We start from the raw sequence: 22,645 nt of genomic DNA on the forward strand, positions 1-22,645 counted from the left end.
CGCAGACCTCAGGCCTCTTCCATGGCCTCGTGCGCGTGCTTGAGCCGCGTGCGCGCGTCCACCCGGTCCGGGCCGGTGACCTCTGCCCAGAAGCGGTGGCCGCTCACGAACACCGCCAGCTCGTGTTCCCGGCGCCGCAGCTTCTCCACCTCGGCCTGTTCGTCGGCCGTCCAGCCCGGTGAGGCGGGGCGCTCCACCTTGCGCCAGCCTCCCGTGTCACTGAAACCGTCCAGCGGCTCGACCGACCAGGGGAGTCGCTTCAGCAGGGCGGACAGCTCGGCCCGGACCTGATGCAGCTCCTCCTGACCGGCCAGGAGGTCACTCGGGAAGTCATAGGTCGTCGCCACGCGGTAATGGTACGCCTGTTCGATTTTGAGATGCGAGTTCCTTCCGGTACTTCCTCCTCCACTTCATACGAACGGCCGAGCCACGGCAGTCAGTGGGCCCCCTAGGCCCGAGGGCTCCGCAGATCGCGCGGTACGCGCGAGACTGGAGGCATGTGCCGCAGCATCAAGACCCTTCGTCCGCCCGTACTCCCCGAAGAGGCCACCGAGGAGGAGATCAGGGCCGCCGCCCTCCAGTACGTCCGCAAGATCTCCGGCTTCCGGGCGCCGGCCGCCCACAACCGTGAGGTTTTCGAACACGCCGTCGACGTCATCGCGGCGGCCACGGCCGAACTCCTCGACGGACTCGAGGTGCGGGGCGGGGGCGCCAGGGTGGTGAGGGACGATACGGCGACAGCCCGGCAGGCGTCGTAGGACGCGCGCCGGGCTGTCGTTCAGGTCAACCGCCGAGCCTCAGCTCTGGCTCCACTTCTGGTTGTCACCCGTGCCGCAGGCCCACAGCACCATCTGTGTGCCGTTGGCCGTGGCCGCGCCGTAGGCGTCCAGGCAGATGCCCGCGTTGACGTTCGTGATCGTGCCGTCGGTGTTGACGTTCCACTTCTGGTTGTTGCCGCCGTGGCAGTCCCAGATGACGACCTTCGTGCCGTTGGTCTTACCGCTGTCGTAGGCGTCCAGGCACTTGTTGCCGTACACCACGAGTTCCTTGCGGGAGGTGTACGTCCACGCCTGGTTCGAGCCGCCGTTGCAGTCCCACAGCTCGGCCTGGGTGCCGTTGGTGATCGTGTTGTTGAAGATGTCCAGGCAGCGCCCGGACTGCTTGCCGACGACCAGGTTGCCGTTCGTGCCGGGCACCGGCTGGACGGTCAGCGTGCCCAGGGTCGGGCCGCCCGTGACGGCGAGCGTGTTGGCCGCGCCCTTGGAGAGGGCGACCTGGACGGAGATCGTGCCCGGGGTCGAGCCGGTCGGCGGGAACGAGACGGTGGTGGCCGTCTGGCCGTTGACCTTGAGGGTCGCCGTACGGGCGGTGCTCGTGTTGTTCGTGTACGTGAAGTCGGCGACCGCGACACCCGTGTTCGCCGCGTTCACGCCGGTGTAGCGGGCGGACGAGTCGGGCTCGTACGCGCTGCTCGCGGCCTCGGTGGCGCCGCTGATCGTCCGCATGACCGAGCCGCCGGCCGGGACGCTGACGGTGTAACTCGTGCCGTACGAGCCGACGTTGGCGCGGGCCCACGGGTCACGGACGGTCGCGTTGGCGCCCGTCAGGCCGAGGTCGGACCAGCGCACGGTCATGTTCTGGGCGGAGGAGGTGCGGTTGAGCAGGACGACGGCACGGTTGCCGGTGCCGGACAGGACCTTGCCGTACACCTGGAGTCCGGTGGTGTCCTCGGCGACCTTCACGCCCTGGAGGCCGCGCGCGTCCTGGTCGACGGCGACGATCTCGGGGTTCTTGAGGATGTTCGCGGTCTCGGTGGTCATGGTGGCCAGGTTGTTGCCGGCCAGGAGCGGGGCGCCGGAGATGGCCCACAGGTCCATGTGGGTGCGGTTCTGGGCGGCGGTGAAGCCGTCCATGCCGACCATCAGCATGTCGGGGTCGTTGTAGTAGCCGGTGTGCTGGGCGGTGGGGTGGACGTTCCTGTCGTAGTTCATCAACAGGTTGGTCATGGAAGGCTTGTTGCCGTAGATGATGATGTCGTCGTTGGTCCGCCACATCGCGCCCTGGCCGGGGGCCCAGTTCCACGGGTTCTGCCGGCCCCAGTTGCACAGGGACAGGGTCATCGGGCGGCCGGTGGTGGCGGTGGCCCTGGTGATCGCGTCGCTGATCGACTGGTAGGTGGCCGCCGGGTCGAGGCCCTCGGCGTCGCCGCCGCACCAGTCGACCTTCACGAAGTCGAAGCCCCACTGCGAGAACTGGAGCATGTCCTGGTCGTAGTGGCCCTCGCTGCCGGAGCCGGGGGCGGCGGGGCGGCCGGTCGGGTAGTAGTAGCCGCAGCCGTCCTTGCCCGCGTCGGTGTAGATGCCGGCCTTCAGGCCTTTGCTGTGGATGTAGTCGGCGATGGCTTTCATGCCGCCGGGCCACTCGGACTCGTCGATCGTGATGTTCCCGGCGCTGTCCCGGGTGCCCTGCCACCAGCCCTCGTCGATGTTGACGTACTTGTAGCCGGCCGCGGGCAGCCCGGACGCGACGAAGGCGTCGACCTGGCCCTTGATCACGTTGTAGTCGATCTTCGCGGCGAAACTGTTCCAGGAGGCCCAGCCCATGGGGGCGGCGGGGACCGGTATCTGACGGGTGGAGGCGGCGACCGGGGCGCTGTTGTCGAGGGGGGTCGTTTCTTCGGCCTGGGGCTGGGCGAAGAGGAGGGCGGCGGTCGCCGCGGTCGTGAGGGCGAGGGTGCGGATGGCGGTGCGTCTCACGAGGGACGGGCGCGGCGGGGGGTACATGCGGCTCCTTGCCGGGGGCGCGGCGGTGCGATTCCCGGAGTTCTTTGGTCGGTATGTCGAACTGCGATCGGCGAACCGAACGAGGGGGCGCGCTGAAATTAGAGCGGTGGGGGGTTTAAGTCAACGGGTGTGGCAGAGGTTGTTTTCTCAACTGGGCGATGCTGGCGGGGGATTGGGTGGGTTGGGGTGTGCGGAGGGGGTTTTGGGTGGGCGCCTGAGGGGGTGGGGGTTCGGTGTGACGGCGGGTGCGGGGGGTGGGGGCTTGTCGCGCAGTTCCCCGCGCCCCTATAGGGGCGCGTTTCCCCGGGGCCCGTCATCGTTGGCGCCCCTGGATTGCGACGGTGGCTTACCCGGGGGCGCCCGTCACCCGGGGGCGGCGCATCAGGAAGGCCGCTCCCGAGCCCGCGCCGAAGAGGGCCGCCACGGATACGCCCGTCGCCAGCCAGGTCGCGCCCATCAACTGGCCGCCGAAGTAGCCGAGGGCGACGCTGTACGCGGCCCAGGCCAGGCCGGCCACGATGGACCAGGGGAGGAACTCGCCGACCCTGCGGTGGGCGGCGCCCGCGCCGAGGGAGACGACCGAGCGGCCGGCCGGGGCGAAGCGGGCGACGACGACGAGGATGCCGCCGCTGTGCGCGAGGGCCTGGCCGAGACGTTCCTGCGCGTTCGTCAGGCGCCGGGAGCGGGCGATCGCGCGGTCCAGGCGGGCCCCACCGTGCCAGGCCAGTCGGTAGGCGACCAGGTCGCCGAGGACCGACGCCGTGGCCGCGCACAGGGTGAGCGCGAGGATGTCGGGGACCTCCTGCGGCACTTGGCCGGTGGCGGCTCCCGTACCGGCGGCGGCCGTGGCGGCCGTGATGACCAGGACGCCGCTCGGCAGTACCGGCACCAGGACGTCGAACAGCACGGACACACCCACCAGGGCATAGATCCACGGGGTCCCGGTCAGTGACCCCACACTCTCAAGCACCGCAGACTCCCCGAAACTCCCCCGTCGGCCCGATCCGTGCCGCTACCTCGCGGGGGAGCGCACGGGCGGCCTGTGACAGCCATACAGCGTACGCGGGGGGTCTGACACGAGATCCACGGGGGGCGCATGTGTTCGGCACACGATGTTCACCCTGACGTACGCCGGTGCCCGTCCCCGGAACGGCGGAACGGGCACCTACGTACGGCGGATCAGACGGTCACCGGGGTGTTCTCGTCCGTCTTCTCTTCCGAGGCCTTCGTCCCGCTCGACCTCGACGAGCGCTTCGCGAGGAACCGGTCCACGCCGAAGGCGCCGGAGCCGGTGAAGACGAGCAGGAAGAAGGCCCAGCAGAAGGCGGCGGCCAGTTCGCCCTGGTTCTGGATCGGCATGAGGGCGGTCGGCTGGTGGACGTCGAAGTACGCGTACGCCATCGCGCCCGAGGCGATGAACGAGGCGGCGCGGGTGCCGAGGCCCAGCAGGACCAGGGTGCCGCCGACCAGCTCGATCACGGCCGCGTACCAGCCGGGCCAGGTGCCGGCCGCCACCGCCGGCTCGTCGCCGAGGACGCCGAACAGCGAGCGGGCGCCGTGGCAGGCGAAGAGCAGGCCGACCACGATCCGGAACAGGCCGATGGCGTAGGGCTGTGCGTTGTTGAGTCGAGCGGACATGTGGGGGTTGTCTCCTTCGGTCGGGGATCGTTCCGTCCGAGGGCTCAGCTCAGGCTCAGGTCTCAGGTTCCAGGTCTCAGGTCTCGGGAATGGGGGCCGAGGCTGAGCGGTGGGGACGGATCGGTCCGGTGGGGGCGGAACCGAGCGGGTAATCCACCGTAGGGCGGCCTAATCAATGATTGCAAGTTCAACATTTGGCCATCGCTTTTCCTCCCCATGGCCTGCCGGTTGTCCCTCCGAATCGCTGATCGCCGCACGTGGAGCCGCTGTCGGAGTCATACGCAGCACCGCCCGCGCCATCGCGTCCGCGTCCGAAAGTGTGACCGAGTCCACGCCGGGGCGAACCCCGGCCGCCGTCACCCAGTGCACGCCCTCCGTGGGGACGCCGAACGCCAACCTCCCTGCCTGTGCCCGCCCTTGACGGTTCATCAGGAAATACGGACGCGGGGTCACATCCAGTCCGCCGGTCTCGTAGCCGTCGATCACGTGGGGCCGCGCCCTGCCGGTCCGCAACAACTGGGCGAGGAGCGGATCGGCCGTGCGGCGGAGGTCGGGCTCCGGCAGCCGTGCCTCTATCAGCGCGGTCACGCGTACGGCCGAGCCCGGCACGTCGGGGGAGTGCGCCACCCAGGCCTCCTCCGCCGCCCGAACCTCGAGGCGGGGGCCGAGCGCCTCCACCACGCCCGCCGACACCAGCGCCACCAGCTCCTCGACGCGCCGCCGGGGCGGGCCGATGGAGAGGAAGGCGTTGAGCGGGGTGTACCAGCGGTCCAGATGGTCCCGGCGGGAGTCGCCCGGCAGGCCGCCGTGGTCCACGATCAGCCGCAACTCGTTGCGCAGGTCGCGCAGCACGTCCTGGGCCGCCTTCAGGGGCCCGTCGACATTGCCCAGGGATGCCTGGGCGGCGTCCTCGCGGAGATGGGCGAGCAGCCAGGCCCGCCAGGCGTCGGCATCGGGGAAGACCTGTCCGGCGTACGGCCGCGACATCCGCTCCCAGGACCAGCGTTCGGCCTGCGGTATGCCGAGCTCGTCGAGTACGGCAGCCTCTTGGGGTGTGTGGTGCGGGGCGGCGAGGAATCGTTCCCGGAAGCCAGAGAGCGGATGGTCCGTCAACTCCCGTCTCGCCAGCAGGGTTTCGTAGTAGACCGTCTCGACCTCCTTCGCCACCAGCGGCCATATCTCCGTGCGGAAGTTGGGCGGCTCGCCCGAGTCGGCACGCTTGCGGAAGCCGGCGATCACCTCGTCGGTGAGGGCGAGCGGGGTGTGCCTGCCGTACGGGCCCTTCGCGTTGTCGCCGCGTGCCTGGTACGGGACACCGCGCCGTGAACCGGCGTAGAGCCGTGGCTCGCGGCCTGAGGGCACATACCGCAGCCCGCCCTCGGGACGGTGAACGAACCGGCCGCCGCGGCCCGTTGTCAGGAGGGTCAGATGGTCGAAGAAGTTGAGGCCGAGACCGCGCAGCAGCACCGGTTCACCGGGGGCGAGCGGCGAGAGGTCCACGTCGGCCGGATTGGCGGGCGGGACATGGCGCAGGCCGTGGTGGGCGGCGTACGAGGTGAGGTGGCGTTGTTCGTCGTCCGGGACCAGGGGGAGGTGGCCCTGAGCCAGGACGACGGCGGACAGGCCGGACAGGACGCGACCGCCCGCGAGGGTGAGGGTCTGGCTGCCGTCGGGCGCCTCGTCGAGGCGGATCGCGCGTGCCCGGTGCGTCTCGACGCGCACAGCGGGCGGCGCCTCGCGCACGACCTTCGCGAACACCCACTCCAGGTAACGCCCGTAGTGGGCGCGGGTCGGATAGTCGTCCGGCCCCAACTCGCCTGCCGCGTACGGGGTTTCGCGCGCCCACTCGTACAGGCTCGGGCCCGGGCGGATCGGGCCCGAGCAGTCCACGCTGTCGTCGGTGAAGAGGGTCACCTGCGAGGCCACGGTGTTCATCAGCAGCCGGGGCGACTGCGAGGTGCGCCAGACCTGACCGGCGCCCGGCGGTGCGGGGTCGACGACGTGGACGGTCAACCGGGCCCCGGGCGGCAGGAGTTCGGGCGCGGAAGCGCAGAGGCGTTCCAGCACGCTGGTGCCACGCGGCCCGGCGCCGACCAGGGCGACGGACAGGGCGGCGACAGGCGGGGCGAAGGAGGCGGGGGAGTTGGTCCTGGAGGGCTCGTCGGGTGCTGGGGGCAAGGGGGAACTCCCGGGCGTGTGGGGCGCGTTGGCAGGAGAACCGCCCACCGGAAGCGGACGGTCCGCCTCATCATGCCGCCGACGACCACCCGGGCCGGGCACCGGGGAGGTGGGTCGCCTCCGGTGTGGGATGCCTCACGCGCTCAGCTCGGACTCCATGACCGTCTCCAGCCGCGCGCCCACGCCCTTCTCGCCTTGGGCCCGGTCGAGCCGCAGCCGGGCCGAACGGCCCCGCACGGTCAGGGTCATCAGCATGTTGCCGAACCAGGGACCGCCCGTTCTGCGCCAGGAGACCGGTGGACGCGGAACCCGGCCGTGCCGGGCGAAGCGGCGGCCCAGGGCACGGCCGAGGCCGCTCCAGCCCAGCCGGAAGCCGACCTTGATGTAGAGGGGGATGGCGTTGTGGACGGGGGAGCAGGTCAGCTGGAGGACGCGCGCGTCCGGGCGGGAGTCCTCGGGCCAGGTGGGCTCGGCCGCGTACGCGTGGTGGACGTCCCCCGACAGGACCAGCACCGTCGCCGGGGCCTCGGGACCCGAGCCGGCCTCCGCGATCAGATCGGCCAGAGCGGTGAAGGAGTCGGTGAACGCCGCCCAGTGCTCGAGGTCCGCCGCCCGGCGCAGTTTCTCCCCGAACCGGGCCCAGCGCGCGCCCCGTTCGCCCCGGCACAGGGCCTCGTCCCACGCCTCGGCGTCGTGCACGAGATGCGGCAACAGCCAGGGGAGCGAGGTGCCGATGAGCAGATGGTCGTACGAGCCGGGATCGGTCAGCGCCTGCTCCCGCACCCAGGCCTCCGCGCCCGGGTCCAGCATCGAGCGCTCGCCCTCCTCCAGTACCCGGGCGGCCCTGCTGTCCACCATCAGCAGGCGTACGCGGCCGAAGTCGCGCCGGTAGCTCCAGCGGACCGAGGCGGGATCGGTGTCCGCCCGGGCGGCGAAGGCGCGCAGGACGTCCGTACCGTCGGGGCTCTCGCGTACGGCCGCGTACAGCGGGTCGGCGGCGAGTTCGGCCGGGGTGAGGTTGCCCAGGTGCTGGTGGACCCAGTACGACATCAGGCCGCTCAGCAGCCGCTCGCGCCACCAGGGGGTGTCCCGCATGTCGGCCAGCCAGGCGGCACTGGTGTTCCAGTCGTCGATGACGTCGTGGTCGTCGAAGATCATGCAGCTGGGGACGGTGGACAGCAGCCAGCGGACGTCGGGGTCGAGCCAGGACTCGTAATAGAGGTGGGTGTACTCCTCGTAGTCCGCGACCTCGGCGCCCGGCGGTTCGGACAGGTCCCGGCGGGCGGCCAGCCAGTCGCGGGTGTCGTGGGACACCTCGTCGGCGTACACCTGGTCGCCCAGCAGGAGGAGTACGTCCGGGCGCTCGCCCGTGGGGTCGGCCGCCATGCGCGCGGCCAGGGTGTCCAGGGCGTCGGCGCCCACCGGGTCCTTCTCGCCCGCGGCCGGCGCGGCCCAGCGGCAGGACCCGAACGCCACGCGGAACGCGTCACCCTCCTTCCCGCGCACTCCGTCGTCGGCGGTGCGGATGACGGAGGGCGGGAAGGGCGAGTCGGGCAGCGGCCACACCCGGACGCCGTCCAGGAGCACCTCGTACGCGGTCGTCGTGCCCGGTGCGAGGCCCGTGACCGGGATCAGCGCGTAGTGGTGGCCCGCGACCTGGAAGGTGCGGGTCTGGCCGCCGGCTCCGTCCGCGCAGCGCGCCTCGGCCGTGCACGGACGGCTCGCCTCGACCCAGATGGTCGCGGACGACTCGTCGGCGTACCTCAGCAGCGGTCCCAGGCGAAGTGTCGCCATGTGATCACCCTCCTCCGTCGCACCGTACGGTACGGACGCCGGAGGAGGCGGGGGAGGTTTTGCACATGACGTGTTCGCATGGCGCGTTCGTATGCCGCGTTCGCGTGATGCGTCTGACCGGCGGTCGGTCTGTGGCGGGCCGACCGCCGGTCAGTGGCTGAGCGACTGGTCAGCAGCTGGCGAGGTAGCTCGTGAGCGCGCTCTTCTCGGCCGAGTCGACCGAGAGGTCGTAGTAGTACTTCACCTGGACCCAGGCGCGGACGTAGGTGCAGCGGTACGAGGTGACCGACGGCATCCACTCGGCCGGGTCCTGGTCGCTCTTGGACTGGTTCACGTTGTCCGTGACGGCGATGAGCTGCGGCCGGGTGACGTCGTTGGCGAAGGCCTGGCGCTGAGCGGTGGTCCAGGCGCCGGCCCCGGAGTCCCAGGCCTCGGCGAGCGGGACCAGGTGGTCGATGTCGAGGTCGGAGGCGGCGGTCCAGGTGGCGCCGTCGTACGGGGAGTACCAGCTGCCGCTGGTGGCGGTGCAGGCGGAGTTGGTGACGACGTTGGAGCCGTCGCGCTTGAGGACGTACTCACGCGTGTTGCACGTACCGCTGATCGTGATCCAGGTGGGGAACAGGTCGCGGTCGTAGCCCGTACGGTTCTCGGCCTTCACGGTGAGCGAGGCGAGGTAGGTGCGGGCGGTGGCGGCGCTGACCGGGGTGGGGAGAGCGGCGGAGGCGGTCGGACCGTTGAAAAGGCCGACCGAGGCTATGAGGCCGGTGAACGCGGCGAGTATGCTGAGCCGTCGACGCGCGTAGAACTTCGGCATGCGAACTCCCTCGGGGGATGGGGGTGTTGAGCGCGAGCGAGTGAATGCTTGCGTCGCTTGATTGCCGTGAGATGTGCGATCGGTAAGAAGTTAGTGACGTGCGCATGACATAACAACCCTCTGGACCGTGCGGAGTCGGTTTGCGGAGTCGGTTATCGTGGACGGCGCAGAAGGGGAGTAGCTCTTCGCCGGACCGTCGACATACTGCTCAGCTCGTCTGAGCCGGCGCCCGGAGGCAGGTCGCATGCGACCGGCCAGCGAGACCTTCGGCCAGTAGTGCACCGACTGTGCGCTGCCGTGCCGAAGTGTGTCGCCCGGCGGTAACACTCTCGGTGGGGCAGCCCCTACCGATTGAGGAACCTTGATCAGCTTCACCGTGACAGCGCTCGTCTTCGGCGTCGTCTTCCTCGCCGAACTCCCGGACAAGACGGCACTCGCCGGGCTCGTCCTCGGCACCCGCTACCGCGCCTCGTACGTGTTCGCCGGCGTCGCCGCCGCGTTCACGCTGCATGTCGTGCTCGCTGTCGCCGCGGGCAGCGTCCTCACCCTCCTGCCGCCACGCATCGTGCACGCGCTGACCGGCGTGCTGTTCCTGGGCGGTGCCGCCGTGCTGCTGATGAAGAAGGGTGAGGGCGAGGAGCGGGTCCGGCGCCCCGAGGATCAGTCCTTCTGGAAGGTCGCGGGGACGGGGTTCATGCTGATCCTGGTCGCCGAGTTCGGCGATCTCACGCAGATCATGACGGCCAACCTCGCCGCCCGCTACGACGATCCGCTCTCCGTCGGACTCGGTGCGGTGCTCGCGCTGTGGGCGGTGGCAGGGCTCGGGATCGTGGGTGGGCGGGCGCTGATGAAGCGGGTGCCGCTGGAGCTGATCACCAAGGTCGCGGCGGTGCTGATGCTGGGGCTCGGGGTGTGGAGTCTTTGGGAGGCGGTGGCTGGGTAGGGGGAGGGCTGGGTAGCTGGGTGGGGGGAGGCGAGGGGGGATCTGGCGACACGTCCTGGAGGTGGCCGGTCGGTGAACGATCGCCGAAAGCGGTAGCGGGGCACGCCGATTCTTTTGTACCGTGTAGGAACAAAGTGGCTCCCGCCCGTTTTCCCTGACCGGCGGGCGGGGCCGCCTTGGTCCCGTATCTGTGTCCTGTGTCCTGTGTCCTGTGTCCTGGAGCCTGTAGATGACGGTCCCCGCCGTGCTCACCGCCCGTGCCCTCCTCCTCGACATGGACGGCACCCTCGTCAACTCGGACGCCGTCGTCGAGCGCGTCTGGCGACGCTGGGCCGACCGGCACGGGCTGGACGGCGACGAGGTCATGAAGGTGGTGCACGGCCGACAGGGATACGCCTCCATGGCCGTGCTGCTGCCCGGGCGGCCCATGGAGCAGAACCACGCGGACAACGCGCGTCTGCTCGCGGAGGAGACCGGCGACATGGACGGTGTCGTCGCGATACCGGGTGCCTTCGAATTCCTGGCGTCCCTGCGGGGACTTCCGCACGCCCTGGTGACCTCCGCGGACGTCGCGCTGTCGACCGCGCGGATGGCGGCGGCGGGGCTGAGGCTGCCGGACGTGCGCGTCACCGCCGAGTCCGTCGGGGCGAGCAAGCCGGACCCCGAGGGGTTCCTGAAGGCGGCGGCCGAGCTGGGCGTCGACCCGGCCGACTGCGTGGTGTTCGAGGACTCCGGGGCCGGGATCTCGGCGGGGCGCTCCGCGGGGATGCGGGTGGTGGGGGTTGGGCCGCGGGCCCACTATCACCGGCCGGATGTGGTGGTGGCGGATCTGGCGGGGGTGCGGGTTGAGGGGTCGGGGGAGGGGGAGGTGCGGGTTTCGTTTTCCACCTACCCGCCCGTCTCGGTGTGATCAACAGGCGGACTTGAAACCTTCCGGGCGAGCGGTGGTCCAAGCCCGGGGCGGCCCCTCCAGCGCTCACCAGCGCGCTGGGGCCGCTACTCGTCCCGCGTCACGCGGGCATGGTCCGGTCGCGACTCGGCGGAAGAGGTCATGTCCGGCGCGGCCGGTGTGACACAGACACCAGTCCTGCGTGGTGTCCTGGGGACCCGCCGATCCGGCGGATCGCCTCCAGGGGATACGGGGTCTGCCTGCTCTCGAAACGGAACTCGCGGTAGTAGTCCGTCATCACTGCGGCGACCGGGGCATAGCGGGTGAGGATCGCCGCGGCCTGCGACGGAATTCCCGTCGGAGTTTTTCCTCGGGCGCACGCGCGCACGAACGCGCTGCGCTCATCCCCCTCGTAGCCGTACAGGGCGGTGACGAGCCACTGCACCAGGTGGGTGACGGTGTAGCAGCGGTCGTAGGTCTGGTGTTCGGCGAAGAAGTCGGCCTCCTCCTTCGACAGGTCGAACCGGGAGGAGATCGCGAGGCCGTAGTCCGTGAAGAACAGGCGCTTGCCGTCGGTGAGGATGTTCTGGAAGTGGCCATCGAGATGCAGGAGCCCGCGGGCGTTCATGAACGAGGTTCCGGCCTCGAGTTCCTTCGCCACCATGGTGCATGCCCGCTCGGCAGTCTCCTCTTCGGCTTTGACCTGAGCGTCCAGCCAGTCGTGCAGGTTCTGCGGGATGTACTCCAGGAACAGGGCGACGCTCGCCGAGGAGTCCCGCAGCGCCTCGATCCGGCGGCGCACCTGCGGTCCGCCTCCCCAGTAGGCGACAACTTTCTCCACGTCGGCCAGTTGCTCGGGCAGCACCTGCCCGGGGTGCGGCAACACCCGCCAGTGATACATCAATGGAAAGCCCTCATGGTCCTGCGCGAGCACCCAGTTCGTTGTCATGGTGTGCACGGCCAGCTCCCGCCAGGCCCCCCATCCCGGGCTTCCGGGAACCCCGAGGCCGGGATGGCAGAAGGTCGGCAGCCCGAAGAGGTTCGCCGTGGACCGGACGTTCTCCGGCTGCCTTTCCAGATCGGTCAGCGGCAGCCGCTTGACGAAGACCGGGGTTCCGCCGACCTCCAGCAGCGCTGAGGTCCCGCCGATGCCAGAACCCATCGGCGCAGCCGTGTCCACAAGGTCGCGCAGTTCGCGATCACTGCACAGCGCCAGCGATGTCGAGACGGCACTGTGGGCCGCCAAACGCGCACCACGCGACGCGTCGAAGCTCTCGACGGCTACCTCCACAGGGCACCGACCTCCCCATCTCGAGTTCACAGGTCCGGACCAGTGCCTCCGCGCATGGTCGGCTGCTGCTGATGTGCGCCAGGGAGGGGACCTGCGGTTCGCGACCATACTCCAGGGAAATGCCGAACCGGGACACCGAGGGCAGGGGCGCCCCCTGACATGCCGCAGCCCTACGGTTCCGTCGTCTCCGACTCCAGTCGTTCCCTCGTGGTCCGGTCGTATACGCCCGGCTCCTCCGTGTCGATGGTGCGGGTCGTCTGGTAGGTGGTCACCGCGTTCTCGACGTTGTCGTCGTAGACGCCGTCGGTGTCGTTGAGGTAGATGGCCAACTGGCGTAGCCGCAGCTGGAGTTCGAGGACCTCGTCGCCGTGGTCGCCCGGGCGTAGGACCGGGGCGGTGTCCCTGTCGTCGCCGGGGGCGGGGGACGGGGTGATCGTGCCGGTCGCCTGGGCGGTCGGCGGGACTTGGGTCGGGGTGGGCGTGCTGGACGGGGTCGGGGACGCGGCCCTCGGGGTGGGCGAGGGGGTCGGGGTCGCGGTGCGGGTCGGGGTGGGAGTGGGTGCCGTCGACTTCGAGGGGGTGGGGCTTGGTTGGGAGGGGGTCGGGGACGCCGCGCTGGTCGTCGCCGCCGGCACGCTCTCCCGTACCTCCTGCGCGGCCGTGTCGTCCCGGTCCGGTTTGTCGTAGGTGAACATCCCGCCGGCCAGTCCGCCCGCCGCCAGGATGGCGACGACGACTCCTGCGACGCCGAGGAGGAGGACCTTGGGGCGGCTGCCCGACCCGCTGCTCGGTGGCTCGTCCCCGGAGGGGGAGGGGGTGGTCTCCGGGCCCAGGGGCAGGGGTGTCGCCGGTATCGGTGCCGTTGCCTCTCCGGCCGGCCAGTTGGTCTCCTGAACCTGCGGCATCGGCATCGTGGCCTCGGTTGCCGGGGTGGGGACCGTGTGGCCGGGCGACCCCGGTGTTTCCGGGGTCAGTTCCACGTACGGGCGTATGCGCAGGGGGTCGAAGTCCTCCGCTGCCGCCGCCTCCGCCGTGCGGTTGACGAGGTGGGCGTCGGCCGCTCGTTCGGCGCAGGCGCAGGAGGGCGTGTTGTCGGCTCCCCGGGGCGTGCCGCACTCCGGACACACGTGCCCCATCGGATCGTTCACTGCGCGTTGGTCCCTTCCGCGTACGAACCCCCGTACGAATCCCCGTACGAATCCCCGAGATTATCCAAAGCCCCTTCACACCTTCTCCCGGAAGCCCCCGGAATCCGGTCTTCCGTCGAACCTCGTGAGGATTCGACAGGCCATAACCGGTCACACCGACCACGATGGGGGTGTCACAAGAGTCACAGGAGGTCCTCATGGCCGCGGAAGCGCGCGGTAGGACGGGAGACGCGGCGGACGACGCGGCGGATGCAGCGGACAGGCGACCCGCGGCCACCGGGCCCGAACACGTGCCCGGGAACGTGCTCGTCTCCATCGGCGCCCTGCTGCTCGGCATGCTGCTCGCCGCACTCGACCAGACCATCGTGTCGACCGCGCTGCCGACCATCGTCAGCGATCTCGGCGGAATGGATCATCTGTCCTGGGTGGTCACCGCCTATCTGCTGGCGTCGACCGCCGCGACACCCCTCTGGGGCAAGCTCGGCGACCAGTACGGCCGGAAGCGGTTGTTCCAGGCCGCGATCGTGATCTTCCTCATCGGCTCGGCGCTGTGCGGTATGGCGCAGAACATGCCCCAGCTGATCGGGTTCCGGGCGTTGCAGGGGCTCGGCGGCGGCGGGCTGATGGTGCTGTCGATGGCGATCGTGGGGGATCTGGTCCCACCGCGTGAACGAGGCCGCTACCAGGGCCTGTTCGGCGCCGTCTTCGGCGCGACCAGTGTGCTCGGTCCGCTGCTCGGCGGGCTCTTCACCGAACACCTCAGCTGGCGCTGGGTGTTCTACGTCAACCTCCCCGTCGGCGCTGTCGCCCTCGCGGTCATCGCGACGGTCCTGCGCATCCCGCGCCGGTCCGCCCGGCATGTCATCGACTACCTGGGCACCTTCCTCATCGCCTCCGTCGCCACCTGTCTGATTCTCGTCACCTCCCTGGGCGACGGCTGGGGCTGGGGCTCGGCGCGGATCGTCGGGCTGGCGGTCCTGGGAGTGGTCCTGGCCGTCGCCTTCGTCCTCGTCGAGCGGCGGGCGGCCGAGCCCGTCCTCCCGCTCAAGCTGTTCCGGCTGCGCACCTTCAGCCTCACGGCCGTCATCAGTTTCATCGTGGGCTTCGCCATGTTCGGCGCGATGACCTATCTGCCGACGTTCCTCCAGGTCGTCCAGGGTGTCTCCCCGACCATGTCCGGTGTGCACATGCTGCCGATGGTGCTGGGCCTCCTCCTCGCCTCCACCGTCTCCGGGCAGATCGTCAGCCGCACGGGCCGCTGGAAGGTGTTCCCCATCGCCGGCACCGGCGTCACCGCCCTCGGCCTTCTGCTGCTCCACCGGCTCGACGAGCACAGTTCCACCGGCGAGATGAGCGCGTACTTCCTCGTCTTCGGCCTGGGTCTCGGCCTGGTCATGCAGGTCCTGGTGCTGATCGTGCAGAACGCGGTCTCCTACGAGGATCTGGGCGTCGCCACCTCCGGCGCCACCTTCTTCCGCTCCATCGGCGCCTCCTTCGGCGTGGCCGTCTTCGGTACGGTCTTCGCCGCCCGCCTCGGCGACAAGCTCACGGACGCCTTCCGAGGCGCACAGCTGCCCGCCGGGGTGTCGGCGGACGCGCTGGAGTCCGACCCGCGCGGCATCGCCGCCCTCCCGCCTGCCCTGCGCCCGGCCGCCCTGGAGGCGTACGCGTCCGCCATCACCGACGTGTTCCTGTACGCCGCTCCGGTCGCCGTCGTCGGCTTCGTCCTCGCCTGGTTCCTGCGCGAGGACAAGCTGCGCGGCTCGGTGACCGCGCCCGACGTCACGGAGACCCTCGCCAGCAACCCGGTCCAGCGGTCCTCGTACGACGAGGTGTGCCGCGCGCTGTCCGTGCTCGGCACCCGCGAGGGGCGCCGCGAGATCTACCGGACGATCACCGCCCGGGCCGGCCTCGACCTGTACCCGGCGTCGAGCTGGCTGCTGCTGCGCATCCGGCGGTACGGCTGGGCGGAGCCCGCGGTACTGGCCGAGCGCAGCCTCGTACCGCCGACCGTGATCATCGAGGCCGCCCGGCAGATCGAGGAACGTCGGCTCGCCGTACGCGAGGGACTCGACCTCGTTCTCACCGACGAGGGGCAGGAGACCGCCGAACGGCTCGCCAGGGCCCGTGAGGAGTCCCTGGCCGAGCTGCTGGGCGACTGGTGGGGCCCCGACCGGCCCACCGACCTGGTGCAGCTGGTGAAGCTCCTGAACGAGGAGTTGTGCGGCTCGGACACGGAACAGCCGCACAACGGCTCGGTGGACGAACTCAGTTGAGGCTCGCCGGACTTCTGGTGTTCTCCAAGTCCTTCCGGAACCAGTGCTCGGCGTACTGGCCGTCGTTGTAGGGCTCGGTCTCCGTGTAGCCCAGGCGCGCGTACAGGGCGCGCGCCTCGACGAGGTCGGAGCGGGTGTCCAGGACCAGGTACCGGGCGCCGAGGTCCCGTGCCGCGTCCTCCGCCGCGGCCACGAGGAGGGATGCGCCGCCCCTGCCGCGCACGCCCTCGTGGAGGAAGACCCGGGTCAGCTCGGCGGTCGTGGCGTCGAGCAGCCGTACGCCCGCGCTGCCGGCCGGCTCGCCCTCGTACCGGGCGACGAGCAACTGTCCGGTGGGCGGGGCCAGTTCGGCACCCGAAACAGCCGCGACCTCGCGCTCCAGCTCGCCGGGCTCCGTACGCCGGCCCTCGTGCAGGAGGTACCAGCGGTCGCTGACCTCCGTGTAGTACGCCCGCCAAAGCGCGGCGGCGACAGGGGAGTCGAAGGGTTCCGGGGCGATGATCCACGTCATGACCGGCATTCTCCGGAGCCTCCGCCCCGGGTGCGCAACCGAATATGCGCGACCGGCGAGGTGACAGGCGAGTCCCGCGGCGGGCTGTTTGGGGAGCCGCTTCCGGGCAACCCGGGGACCTAACCGGCCTGTTCTGATCTGACTGTCGGTCGGGCGGTCGGGCGAGAAGTCGGTCGAGAAATCCGGAAGGCGCTCATGTCCACAGGAATGCTCATCGCGCTGATCGTGATCGTAGTTGTCGCGGCCGTCGTCATCGGAGCGGTCGCCCTGAACCGGCGGGCCGCCGGTCCGCACGGCCCACGCAATCTGAAACGGCGCTTCGGACCCGAGTACGAGCGGGTCGTCGCCCGTCACGACGGGGACACCAAGGCCGCCGACCACGAACTCACCGAGCGCGTCCAACGCCACGGTGACCTGCGGGAACGGCCGTTGGACCCCGCCGACCGGGAACGGTTCGCGGCCCGCTGGACGGCCGCCCAGCAACGGTTCGTCGAGTCGCCGCGCCAGGCGGTCGCCGACGCCGACCTGCTCCTCGCCGAGCTGGCCGGCGCCCGTGGCTTCCCCGGCGGCGGCAAGTACGAGGAGCAGTTCGCCGCGCTCTCGGTGCACCACGCCCACCATGTGCACGGCTACCGGCGCGTGCACCACGCCGCCCGCGAGGAACGGGCCGGCACGGAGGAGATGCGCACCGCGATGATCGAGGCCCGCGCCTTCTTCGACGATCTGATCGGTGAGCGGGAGCGGCCCCGGGAGAAGTCGAAGTCGCGGCTCCACAAGCTTCAGCTGAAGGGGAGTTGACCCATATGACGGACATCGGTAACCGGGACGGCAAGAGGCCGGACACCCAGAAGCCGTACACCCAGAAACCGGACACGCGGCAGCCGGATCTGGACGGCGGGAAGCAGGTCGGGGGCGCTCCCGACGTACCGCCCCCGCCCCCGTCGGCGGTCTCGTCGGCGTCGTCCGGCGCACCGGCGCCCGTCCGTGCCCGCGAGGGCGGTTCGTCCCACGGGACCGCGCTGCTCGCGCAGGACGAGCGGGACAAGCTGACGCTGCGGCTCCAGCACGCCGTCACCGGGTTCGTGGACGGCCCCCAGGAGTCCGTCGAGGAGGCCGACCGCGTGTTGGAGGAGGTCACCGAGCGCCTCACGGAGGCGGTGGCACGCAGCCGCCGTACCGTACGCGCGACCCTGCAGTCCTCCGACGGCAAGGACTCCGGCGACACCGAGCGGCTCCGGCTCGCCATGCGTGACTACCGCGAACTCGCGGAGCGCCTGCTCCACAGCTGACGCCCCCGCCCCACAGGCGTCGCCTACTCGGCCCGGTCCGCCCGTGTCTCCCGCCACTCCCGTACGACCTCGTCGACGTCGTACGGTTTGAGGCCCAGCGGGGGGCCGGGCGGCGGCTTGAACATCATGTCGCGGATCTTGACGTTGATCTCCGTGACGATCCGGCGGACCGCTCCCTCCGAGGGGGCGGTCCGCGCCGCCGTGAGCGCGTCCTCCGCCTCCTTGCGCAGGGCCAGCGTCGGCGGCAGGACCGACAGCCCCTCGCGGGCCATTTTCTGCTTGACCCACCACAGCTCGTCGTACGACGTGTTGCCGCCGTCGGCCAGCGGCTTGCCCGCACCGGCGAGTGCGGTGAACTCGCCGCGCGCCTCCGCCTCGCGGATCTGTTTGTCGACCCAGGACTCGAAACTCACACCGGCTGGTTTGCGTTCGGTCATGTGTCCATTGTGCCGGACCTCGCCCAACCGGACGATTGGGCGATTTATCATGCGGCGGCGTACGGCAACATGGCTGCCGTACAGGGACTGTTCAGCAACGACTGTCCGCGAGGACCGGTCGGGTCACTCCGGTGACCGTTCAGAAGGAGCGCACGTGCTCGAACTCACCATGGCCACCGTCTCCGGGACGGACGCCGGCGCCACGGCCGGCATGCTCATGGCCGAGGCGCCCAGCGAACCGGGGGCCATCATGCGGGTGGGCCGGGACAAGGCCGTGTGCCGTCTCGTGACGCCCGACGACTGGCTGTTCGTCTCACGGGTCCACCTGGAGTTCCTGTGCGGCCCCGACAACACCTGGCACCTCTCCTGGCTGCAGGGCTCCCAGCCCGACCCGTCCTCCGAAGTCCGCCTGGTGGTCGGCGAGTACGCCCAGACCGTGCCGTACGGAGGGAGCGTGCCGCTGCCCCGGGGCGGTGCCGGAGAGATCATCGTCCAGGACCGCACCGGGCCGCGCAGCGTCAACGTGGGCTTCTACCACGAGGGTTGAGCCGGGGGCGGCAGTACTCGGGCGGGGCGGGGGCGAGTACCGAGTCGGGGCAAGGGGCTCCTCGCCCTACGCCACGACCCTCGCCAGCGCGAACCCGTCGTACCCCTTGCTGCCCACCGTCTGCACCGCCGTGCCGCTCAACCTCGGGTGCTCGGCGATGAGTTCGAGTGCGGCGCGGGTGCCCCGGACGCTCGGGTCGGTGGAGCCGGCGTCGGCCACCGCGCCCCCGCGCACCACGTTGTCCACGATGATCAGGCTGCCCGTCGTGGTCAGCCGCAGGGCCCACTCCACGTAGTGCGGGTTGTTGGCCTTGTCGGCGTCGATGAAGACCAGGTCGAACGGCCCGGGGTTCTCGTCGGCCAGCTTGGGCAGCGACTCCAGGGCCGGACCCGTCCGCACCTCGGTGATGCCGTCGAGGCCGGCCCGGGCGAGGTTGCGGCGGGCGACGTCGGCGTGCTTCTCGTCGTACTCGAGGGTGATCAGCCTGCCGTCGGCCGGGAGCGCGCGGCCCAGCCAGATGGTGCTGTAGCCGCCGAGGGTGCCGATCTCCAGGATGCAGCGGGCACCCTGGATCTGGGCGAGGAGCTGGAGCAGCTTGCCCTGGTTCGGGGCCACGTTGATGTGCGGGAGCCCCTCCGCGTCGCTGTCGCGCAGGGCTGCCTCCAGGGCGTCGTCGGCGGGGGCCAGGAGGGTGGTGAAGTAGTCGTCGACGTCTTCCCAGCGCTGGGACTCGCTCATGAGAGTCGTGCCTTCCGTTCGGGACGAGGTGTTTCGGGGCCTGGGTGTGCGGTACGGGACATCTGCCGAGTCATTTGTAGCCCTCGCGGGCGATCACGTCGGTGATCCGCGCCTCGCCGAGCTCGTAGACCGTCTGACCGGCTCGGGGATCGCGGGCGTGCAGCGTGTGGAACAGCGGGCCGTGCGGCGAGCCGAGGTCGACGAGCGTGGCCGAGGCCCCGCGCACCGCCCGTTCCGTCCCCGTCGGTCCGGTCAGGTCGATCCGGTTGAACACTCCCGGCGTCACCCACACCGGCACCGACTCCAGGTATCCCATGATCTGGAGGTGGAAATGGCCGCAGAGGATCAGCCGTACGTCGCTGCCGCGCACGGCGTCGGCCAGGTCCGCCGGGTTGCCCAGCCCCATCGCCCGCTGGAGCGGCGTGCCGAGGTTGATCGGCGGATGGTGCAGGACGACGGTCGTGCCGTGCGCTGCCGGGGTGCGCAACTCCTCGCGCAGCCAGTCCAGTTGGGCGGTGCCGAGGTATCCGTACACCTTGCCCGGCACGAGTGAGTCGAGGGTGACGATCCGATGCCCGTCCACCAGGCTCGCCGCCGCCAACTCGCCGTCGGGGGAGGTGAGTCGGGAGTCGGCGCGGTCCCCGCCCGTCGGGTCGAGGTGCCCGCTGCCGAGTGCCTTCGCGAAGGCGCCGCGTTCGTCGTGGTTGCCGGTGGCGCAGAACATGGGGATGCCCCGCTCCCGGGCGAACGCGCCCACGAGGTCCCGTACGACCGCGTACTCCTCGGGCGCCCCGCTGTCCGCGAGATCCCCGCTGACGACGACGGCCGAGAGGTCCACGAGATGCCGTGCGTCGGCGAGCATCCCGCGCAGTGAGTCGGTGGTGTCGACGCCGTGGCGGTTGGGCGCGCCGGCGTGGTTGATGTGGGTGTCGGAGAGATGGAGGATCCGCATCCCGCCGACGCTACGCCGCCCCGCGCGCGACCGTCGGTCGACCGGAGTACGTCAGGTGGAGAGAGGCTGCGCGCGTCGCTCACAGGAGACGGTGCGATTCTCCAGGGACTCGTAGAGGATAGGACGCGTGGTGCGCAAAACGGCGCCCATGGGATGTAGGGAACGTACGGAACGTACGGGGCTGATCGGGCGGGAGGTCTGCGGGGCGTGGCGAACGTGGAGCACGGTGGTGGAGCGGGAGGTGCCTTCCAGGTGGGCGCCGCCGGGACAACGCAGGCGCGGCTGAGAATGGCCCGGGCGGCGCTCTGGCTCATCGTCGCCGTCCTCGCGGTCAGACAGGTCGCCGCCGTGCTCAGCACCCCCAAGGCGGACCGGCTGACCGACCTGGAGACCTGGGTCGGACCCGACGGCGTTCTGCATGTCAAGGGGTCGCTGTACGACTCGACGCAGTTCACCGGCACGCCCTTCGGCGGACTCGTCCTCAAGCCGCTCACCCGGGCCGCCGAGCAGGCCCTCGGCTGGGGCTGGACCTTCGGCACGCTGCTGCTCGTCGTCGTACTCGGGGTGGTCGCCGCCCGCGCCCTGCCGACGCCCGTGAGCCGCCGCGTCTCGCTGCTCGCCGCGCCCGTCGCGATCAGCCTGCTGATGCTGTCGCTGCCCGTGCGCAACACCCTCTACCTCGGCCAGACCAGCATCATTCCCGTCCTGCTGGTCCTCCTCGGCTGCTTCGTCGCGCGTGAGGCACGGGCCGCCGGTGCGCTCATCGGGCTCGCCGCGGCCCTGCAGCCCACCGTGCTGCTGTTCGCGCCGCTGCTGTGGTTCACCGGCCGGCGCCGGGCGGCCGTCTCCGCCGGGATCACCTTCGCCGCCTGCACCGCGCTCGCCTGGGTCGCGATGGCGGACGACTCGTACACCTACTGGGTCCATCACCTGGGCGGGGCCGGGCTCGGCGGACCCGCCGACGACCTCGCAAACCAGTCCCTGCACGGGGCGCTGCTGCGGCTGGGCTTCGAGGGTCCGCTCGAAATCAGCCTGTTCCTGGTGCTCGGCGCGGGCGTCGCTGTCCTCGGACTGCGCCGGGCGGTGCGGTTCGCCGAGGACGGCCAACTGCTGCTCGCGGTCGCCATCACCGGCTGCGCCGCCGTCGCGGTCTCGCCCACGTCCTGGCAGCACCAGCTGCTGTGGGTGCTGCTCGCCGTCGTCGGCCGGGTCGGCAGGCGTGCCTCCGACCGCTACATGTGGCCGGTCGCCGTCATCGTGGTGATGACGCTGCCCGCGAAGATGGTCATCCCGAACATGGGTCCCCTCCACCCGGTCCGCGACAACGTTGTACTGCTGGCAGCGGTCGCCGCCGCCACCGTCGTTCCGTTCCTGTCCCGGGCCTCGGAGTACTACCGCTCACCGGTCCCCGCGGTCTACGCGGCGCCGGTCCCCGCCCGCTTCCGCCGCGTTCCGCTTCTGCCCTTCCTGCGGCGGGTGCTCACGCGCCCGAACCTGCTTCTCGAACTCGTGCTCATCCGGGTCACCTACGCGGCCTACCAGAAGGTCCGGCTCGCCGCGGCCGGTGACACGACCACGAGCGGTCGGGCCACCGCTGAGGCGCACGGCCATCAGATCCACGACCTCGAGAAGTTCCTGCGCATCGACGTCGAGCACTGGGTCAACCACACGGTCGTGGGGATCGGCTGGCTGCGGGAATTCTTCGACTTCTACTACACGACGTTCCACTTCTTCGTGCCGCTGGCCGTGCTGGGTGTTCTGTACTGGCGTCGGCCGGTCGACTACCGGTGGGCCCGTGCGTCGCTCGGCTTCACGACGTTGCTCGCCCTGGTCGGGTTCTGGCTCTATCCGCTGGCGCCGCCGCGGCTGATGCCGGGGTTGGGGTTCATCGACACGGTGCACGGGGTGCAGGACTTTTCCAAGCCGGACTATGGCACGTTGACGGCGTTGGCCAATCAGTATGCGGCGATGCCGTCGTTGCATTTCGGGTGGTCGTTGTGGTGTGGGGTGGTGATCGCGGTTGTTGCGCCCAGGTGGTGGATGAAGGGGGTGGGGTTGTTGCATCCGTTGTTCACCGTGGTGGCGATTGTGGCTACGGGGAATCACTGGGTGTTGGATGCGGTGGGTGGGGGAGGGGTGGTTTTGGCGGGGTTTGGGTTGTCTTATGTGTTTATGGGGCCGCTGGCTCGGGATGCTGGGCGGGGGGATGAGGGGGGCGTGGAGGTAGTTGGTGGAGTGCGGGCCGGTGGGGGCTGGTCGCGCAGTTCCCCGCGCCCCTGAAAGGCAGTCCGTGTGGGCCGGTGGGGGCTGGTTGCGCGGTTCCCTGCGCCCCTGAAAGCAGTCCGTGCGGGTCGGTGGGGGCTGGTCGCGCCGTTCCCCGCGCCCCTGAAAGCGGTGGGGGCTGGTCGCCAGGTTCT

21 protein-coding genes are annotated in these 22,645 nt (G+C 70.5%); 8 read left to right on the forward strand and 13 right to left on the reverse strand.

Translation table 11 applies throughout. From position 1 onward, the window contains the following. Window positions 1-8: 8 nt before the first annotated feature. Window positions 9-347 (reverse strand): hypothetical protein, encoded by a 339-nt coding sequence (locus PV396_RS16290; protein ID WP_319205183.1) that lies wholly within the window; start codon window positions 345-347, stop codon window positions 9-11. Between the two features lie 150 nt (window positions 348-497). Here PV396_RS16290 and PV396_RS16295 point away from each other — a divergent pair, with 150 nt between their 5' ends. Next, window positions 498-758 carry a DUF2277 domain-containing protein gene (locus PV396_RS16295; protein WP_319205185.1) on the forward strand — a complete coding sequence of 87 codons (261 nt, stop codon included), beginning with the start codon at window positions 498-500 and terminating at the stop codon, window positions 756-758. A gap of 39 nt (window positions 759-797) precedes the next feature. Here the strand turns inward: PV396_RS16295 and PV396_RS16300 are convergent, their stop codons facing one another. From PV396_RS16300 to PV396_RS16325, 6 genes are all read right to left on the reverse strand, one after another. Then, the gene (locus PV396_RS16300) at window positions 798-2,783 is read right to left on the reverse strand and encodes a ricin-type beta-trefoil lectin domain protein (RefSeq protein ID WP_319205187.1); all 1,986 of its coding nucleotides are present in this window, start codon (window positions 2,781-2,783) and stop codon (window positions 798-800) included. 346 nt (window positions 2,784-3,129) lie between these two features. After that, window positions 3,130-3,753 (reverse strand): DedA family protein, encoded by a 624-nt coding sequence (locus tag PV396_RS16305; RefSeq protein ID WP_319205189.1) that lies wholly within the window; start codon window positions 3,751-3,753, stop codon window positions 3,130-3,132. A gap of 209 nt (window positions 3,754-3,962) precedes the next feature. Further along, window positions 3,963-4,421: a DoxX family protein gene (locus PV396_RS16310; protein WP_319205191.1), complete on the reverse strand. Its 459-nt coding sequence runs from the start codon at window positions 4,419-4,421 to the stop codon at window positions 3,963-3,965. 168 nt (window positions 4,422-4,589) lie between these two features. Next, window positions 4,590-6,530: an FAD/NAD(P)-binding protein gene (locus PV396_RS16315; protein ID WP_319205563.1), complete on the reverse strand. Its 1,941-nt coding sequence runs from the start codon at window positions 6,528-6,530 to the stop codon at window positions 4,590-4,592. 204 nt (window positions 6,531-6,734) lie between these two features. Beyond that, complete coding sequence (locus PV396_RS16320) at window positions 6,735-8,393, reverse strand: alkaline phosphatase D family protein (protein WP_319205192.1); 1,659 nt, start codon at window positions 8,391-8,393, stop codon at window positions 6,735-6,737. A gap of 169 nt (window positions 8,394-8,562) precedes the next feature. Beyond that, window positions 8,563-9,207: an HNH endonuclease family protein gene (locus PV396_RS16325; protein ID WP_319205193.1), complete on the reverse strand. Its 645-nt coding sequence runs from the start codon at window positions 9,205-9,207 to the stop codon at window positions 8,563-8,565. A gap of 361 nt (window positions 9,208-9,568) precedes the next feature. On the opposite strand from PV396_RS16325, the gene PV396_RS16330 reads away from it, so the two are divergent. Together PV396_RS16330 and PV396_RS16335 are read left to right on the forward strand one after the other, a co-directional pair. Further along, entirely contained in the window at window positions 9,569-10,150 is a 582-nt protein-coding gene (locus PV396_RS16330; protein WP_319205194.1) for a TMEM165/GDT1 family protein, read from the forward strand. 229 nt (window positions 10,151-10,379) lie between these two features. After that, complete coding sequence (locus PV396_RS16335; RefSeq protein ID WP_319205196.1) at window positions 10,380-11,060, forward strand: HAD family hydrolase; 681 nt, start codon at window positions 10,380-10,382, stop codon at window positions 11,058-11,060. 139 nt (window positions 11,061-11,199) lie between these two features. Here the strand turns inward: PV396_RS16335 and PV396_RS16340 are convergent, their stop codons facing one another. Beyond that, window positions 11,200-12,330 (reverse strand): protein kinase family protein, encoded by a 1,131-nt coding sequence (locus PV396_RS16340; RefSeq protein ID WP_319205197.1) that lies wholly within the window; start codon window positions 12,328-12,330, stop codon window positions 11,200-11,202. A gap of 170 nt (window positions 12,331-12,500) precedes the next feature. Continuing rightward, entirely contained in the window at window positions 12,501-13,478 is a 978-nt protein-coding gene (locus PV396_RS16345) for a peptidoglycan-binding protein (protein ID WP_319205198.1), read from the reverse strand. Window positions 13,479-13,675: 197 nt separating this feature from the next. On the opposite strand from PV396_RS16345, the gene PV396_RS16350 reads away from it, so the two are divergent. Next, window positions 13,676-15,754 (forward strand): MDR family MFS transporter, encoded by a 2,079-nt coding sequence (locus PV396_RS16350; protein WP_319205199.1) that lies wholly within the window; start codon window positions 13,676-13,678, stop codon window positions 15,752-15,754. Here PV396_RS16350 and PV396_RS16355 read toward each other — a convergent pair. Next, a complete protein-coding gene (locus tag PV396_RS16355; protein ID WP_319205200.1) occupies window positions 15,747-16,265 on the reverse strand; it encodes a GNAT family N-acetyltransferase in 519 nt (172 codons plus the stop codon). The genes PV396_RS16350 and PV396_RS16355 overlap by 8 nt on opposite strands. Before the next feature lie 195 nt (window positions 16,266-16,460). Between PV396_RS16355 and PV396_RS16360 the strand changes: the two genes are divergently transcribed. Beyond that, complete coding sequence (locus PV396_RS16360; RefSeq protein WP_319205202.1) at window positions 16,461-17,063, forward strand: hypothetical protein; 603 nt, start codon at window positions 16,461-16,463, stop codon at window positions 17,061-17,063. 5 nt (window positions 17,064-17,068) lie between these two features. After that, the gene (locus PV396_RS16365; RefSeq protein ID WP_319205204.1) at window positions 17,069-17,554 is read left to right on the forward strand and encodes a hypothetical protein; all 486 of its coding nucleotides are present in this window, start codon (window positions 17,069-17,071) and stop codon (window positions 17,552-17,554) included. A 23-nt stretch (window positions 17,555-17,577) separates the two neighbouring features. Here the strand turns inward: PV396_RS16365 and PV396_RS16370 are convergent, their stop codons facing one another. Then, window positions 17,578-17,991 carry a DUF1992 domain-containing protein gene (locus PV396_RS16370; RefSeq protein WP_319205205.1) on the reverse strand — a complete coding sequence of 138 codons (414 nt, stop codon included), beginning with the start codon at window positions 17,989-17,991 and terminating at the stop codon, window positions 17,578-17,580. 154 nt (window positions 17,992-18,145) lie between these two features. On the opposite strand from PV396_RS16370, the gene PV396_RS16375 reads away from it, so the two are divergent. Continuing rightward, window positions 18,146-18,538 (forward strand): FHA domain-containing protein, encoded by a 393-nt coding sequence (locus PV396_RS16375; RefSeq protein ID WP_105971499.1) that lies wholly within the window; start codon window positions 18,146-18,148, stop codon window positions 18,536-18,538. A 66-nt stretch (window positions 18,539-18,604) separates the two neighbouring features. On the opposite strand, the gene PV396_RS16380 is transcribed toward PV396_RS16375, so the two are convergent. Both PV396_RS16380 and PV396_RS16385 read right to left on the reverse strand, forming a co-directional pair. Next, window positions 18,605-19,276, reverse strand: a complete 672-nt coding sequence (locus PV396_RS16380) for an O-methyltransferase (RefSeq protein ID WP_319205206.1) — start codon at window positions 19,274-19,276, stop codon at window positions 18,605-18,607. A 70-nt stretch (window positions 19,277-19,346) separates the two neighbouring features. Continuing rightward, complete coding sequence (locus PV396_RS16385) at window positions 19,347-20,228, reverse strand: metallophosphoesterase family protein (RefSeq protein ID WP_319205207.1); 882 nt, start codon at window positions 20,226-20,228, stop codon at window positions 19,347-19,349. A gap of 207 nt (window positions 20,229-20,435) precedes the next feature. On the opposite strand from PV396_RS16385, the gene PV396_RS16390 reads away from it, so the two are divergent. Further along, window positions 20,436-22,508 (forward strand): bifunctional glycosyltransferase 87/phosphatase PAP2 family protein, encoded by a 2,073-nt coding sequence (locus PV396_RS16390; RefSeq protein ID WP_416071408.1) that lies wholly within the window; start codon window positions 20,436-20,438, stop codon window positions 22,506-22,508. Window positions 22,509-22,645: the final 137 nt, after the last annotated feature.

Origin of the sequence: Streptomyces sp. ME02-8801-2C (assembly GCF_033793965.1) — a bacterium.
Taxonomy (GTDB): Bacteria; Actinomycetota; Actinomycetes; order Streptomycetales; family Streptomycetaceae; genus Streptomyces.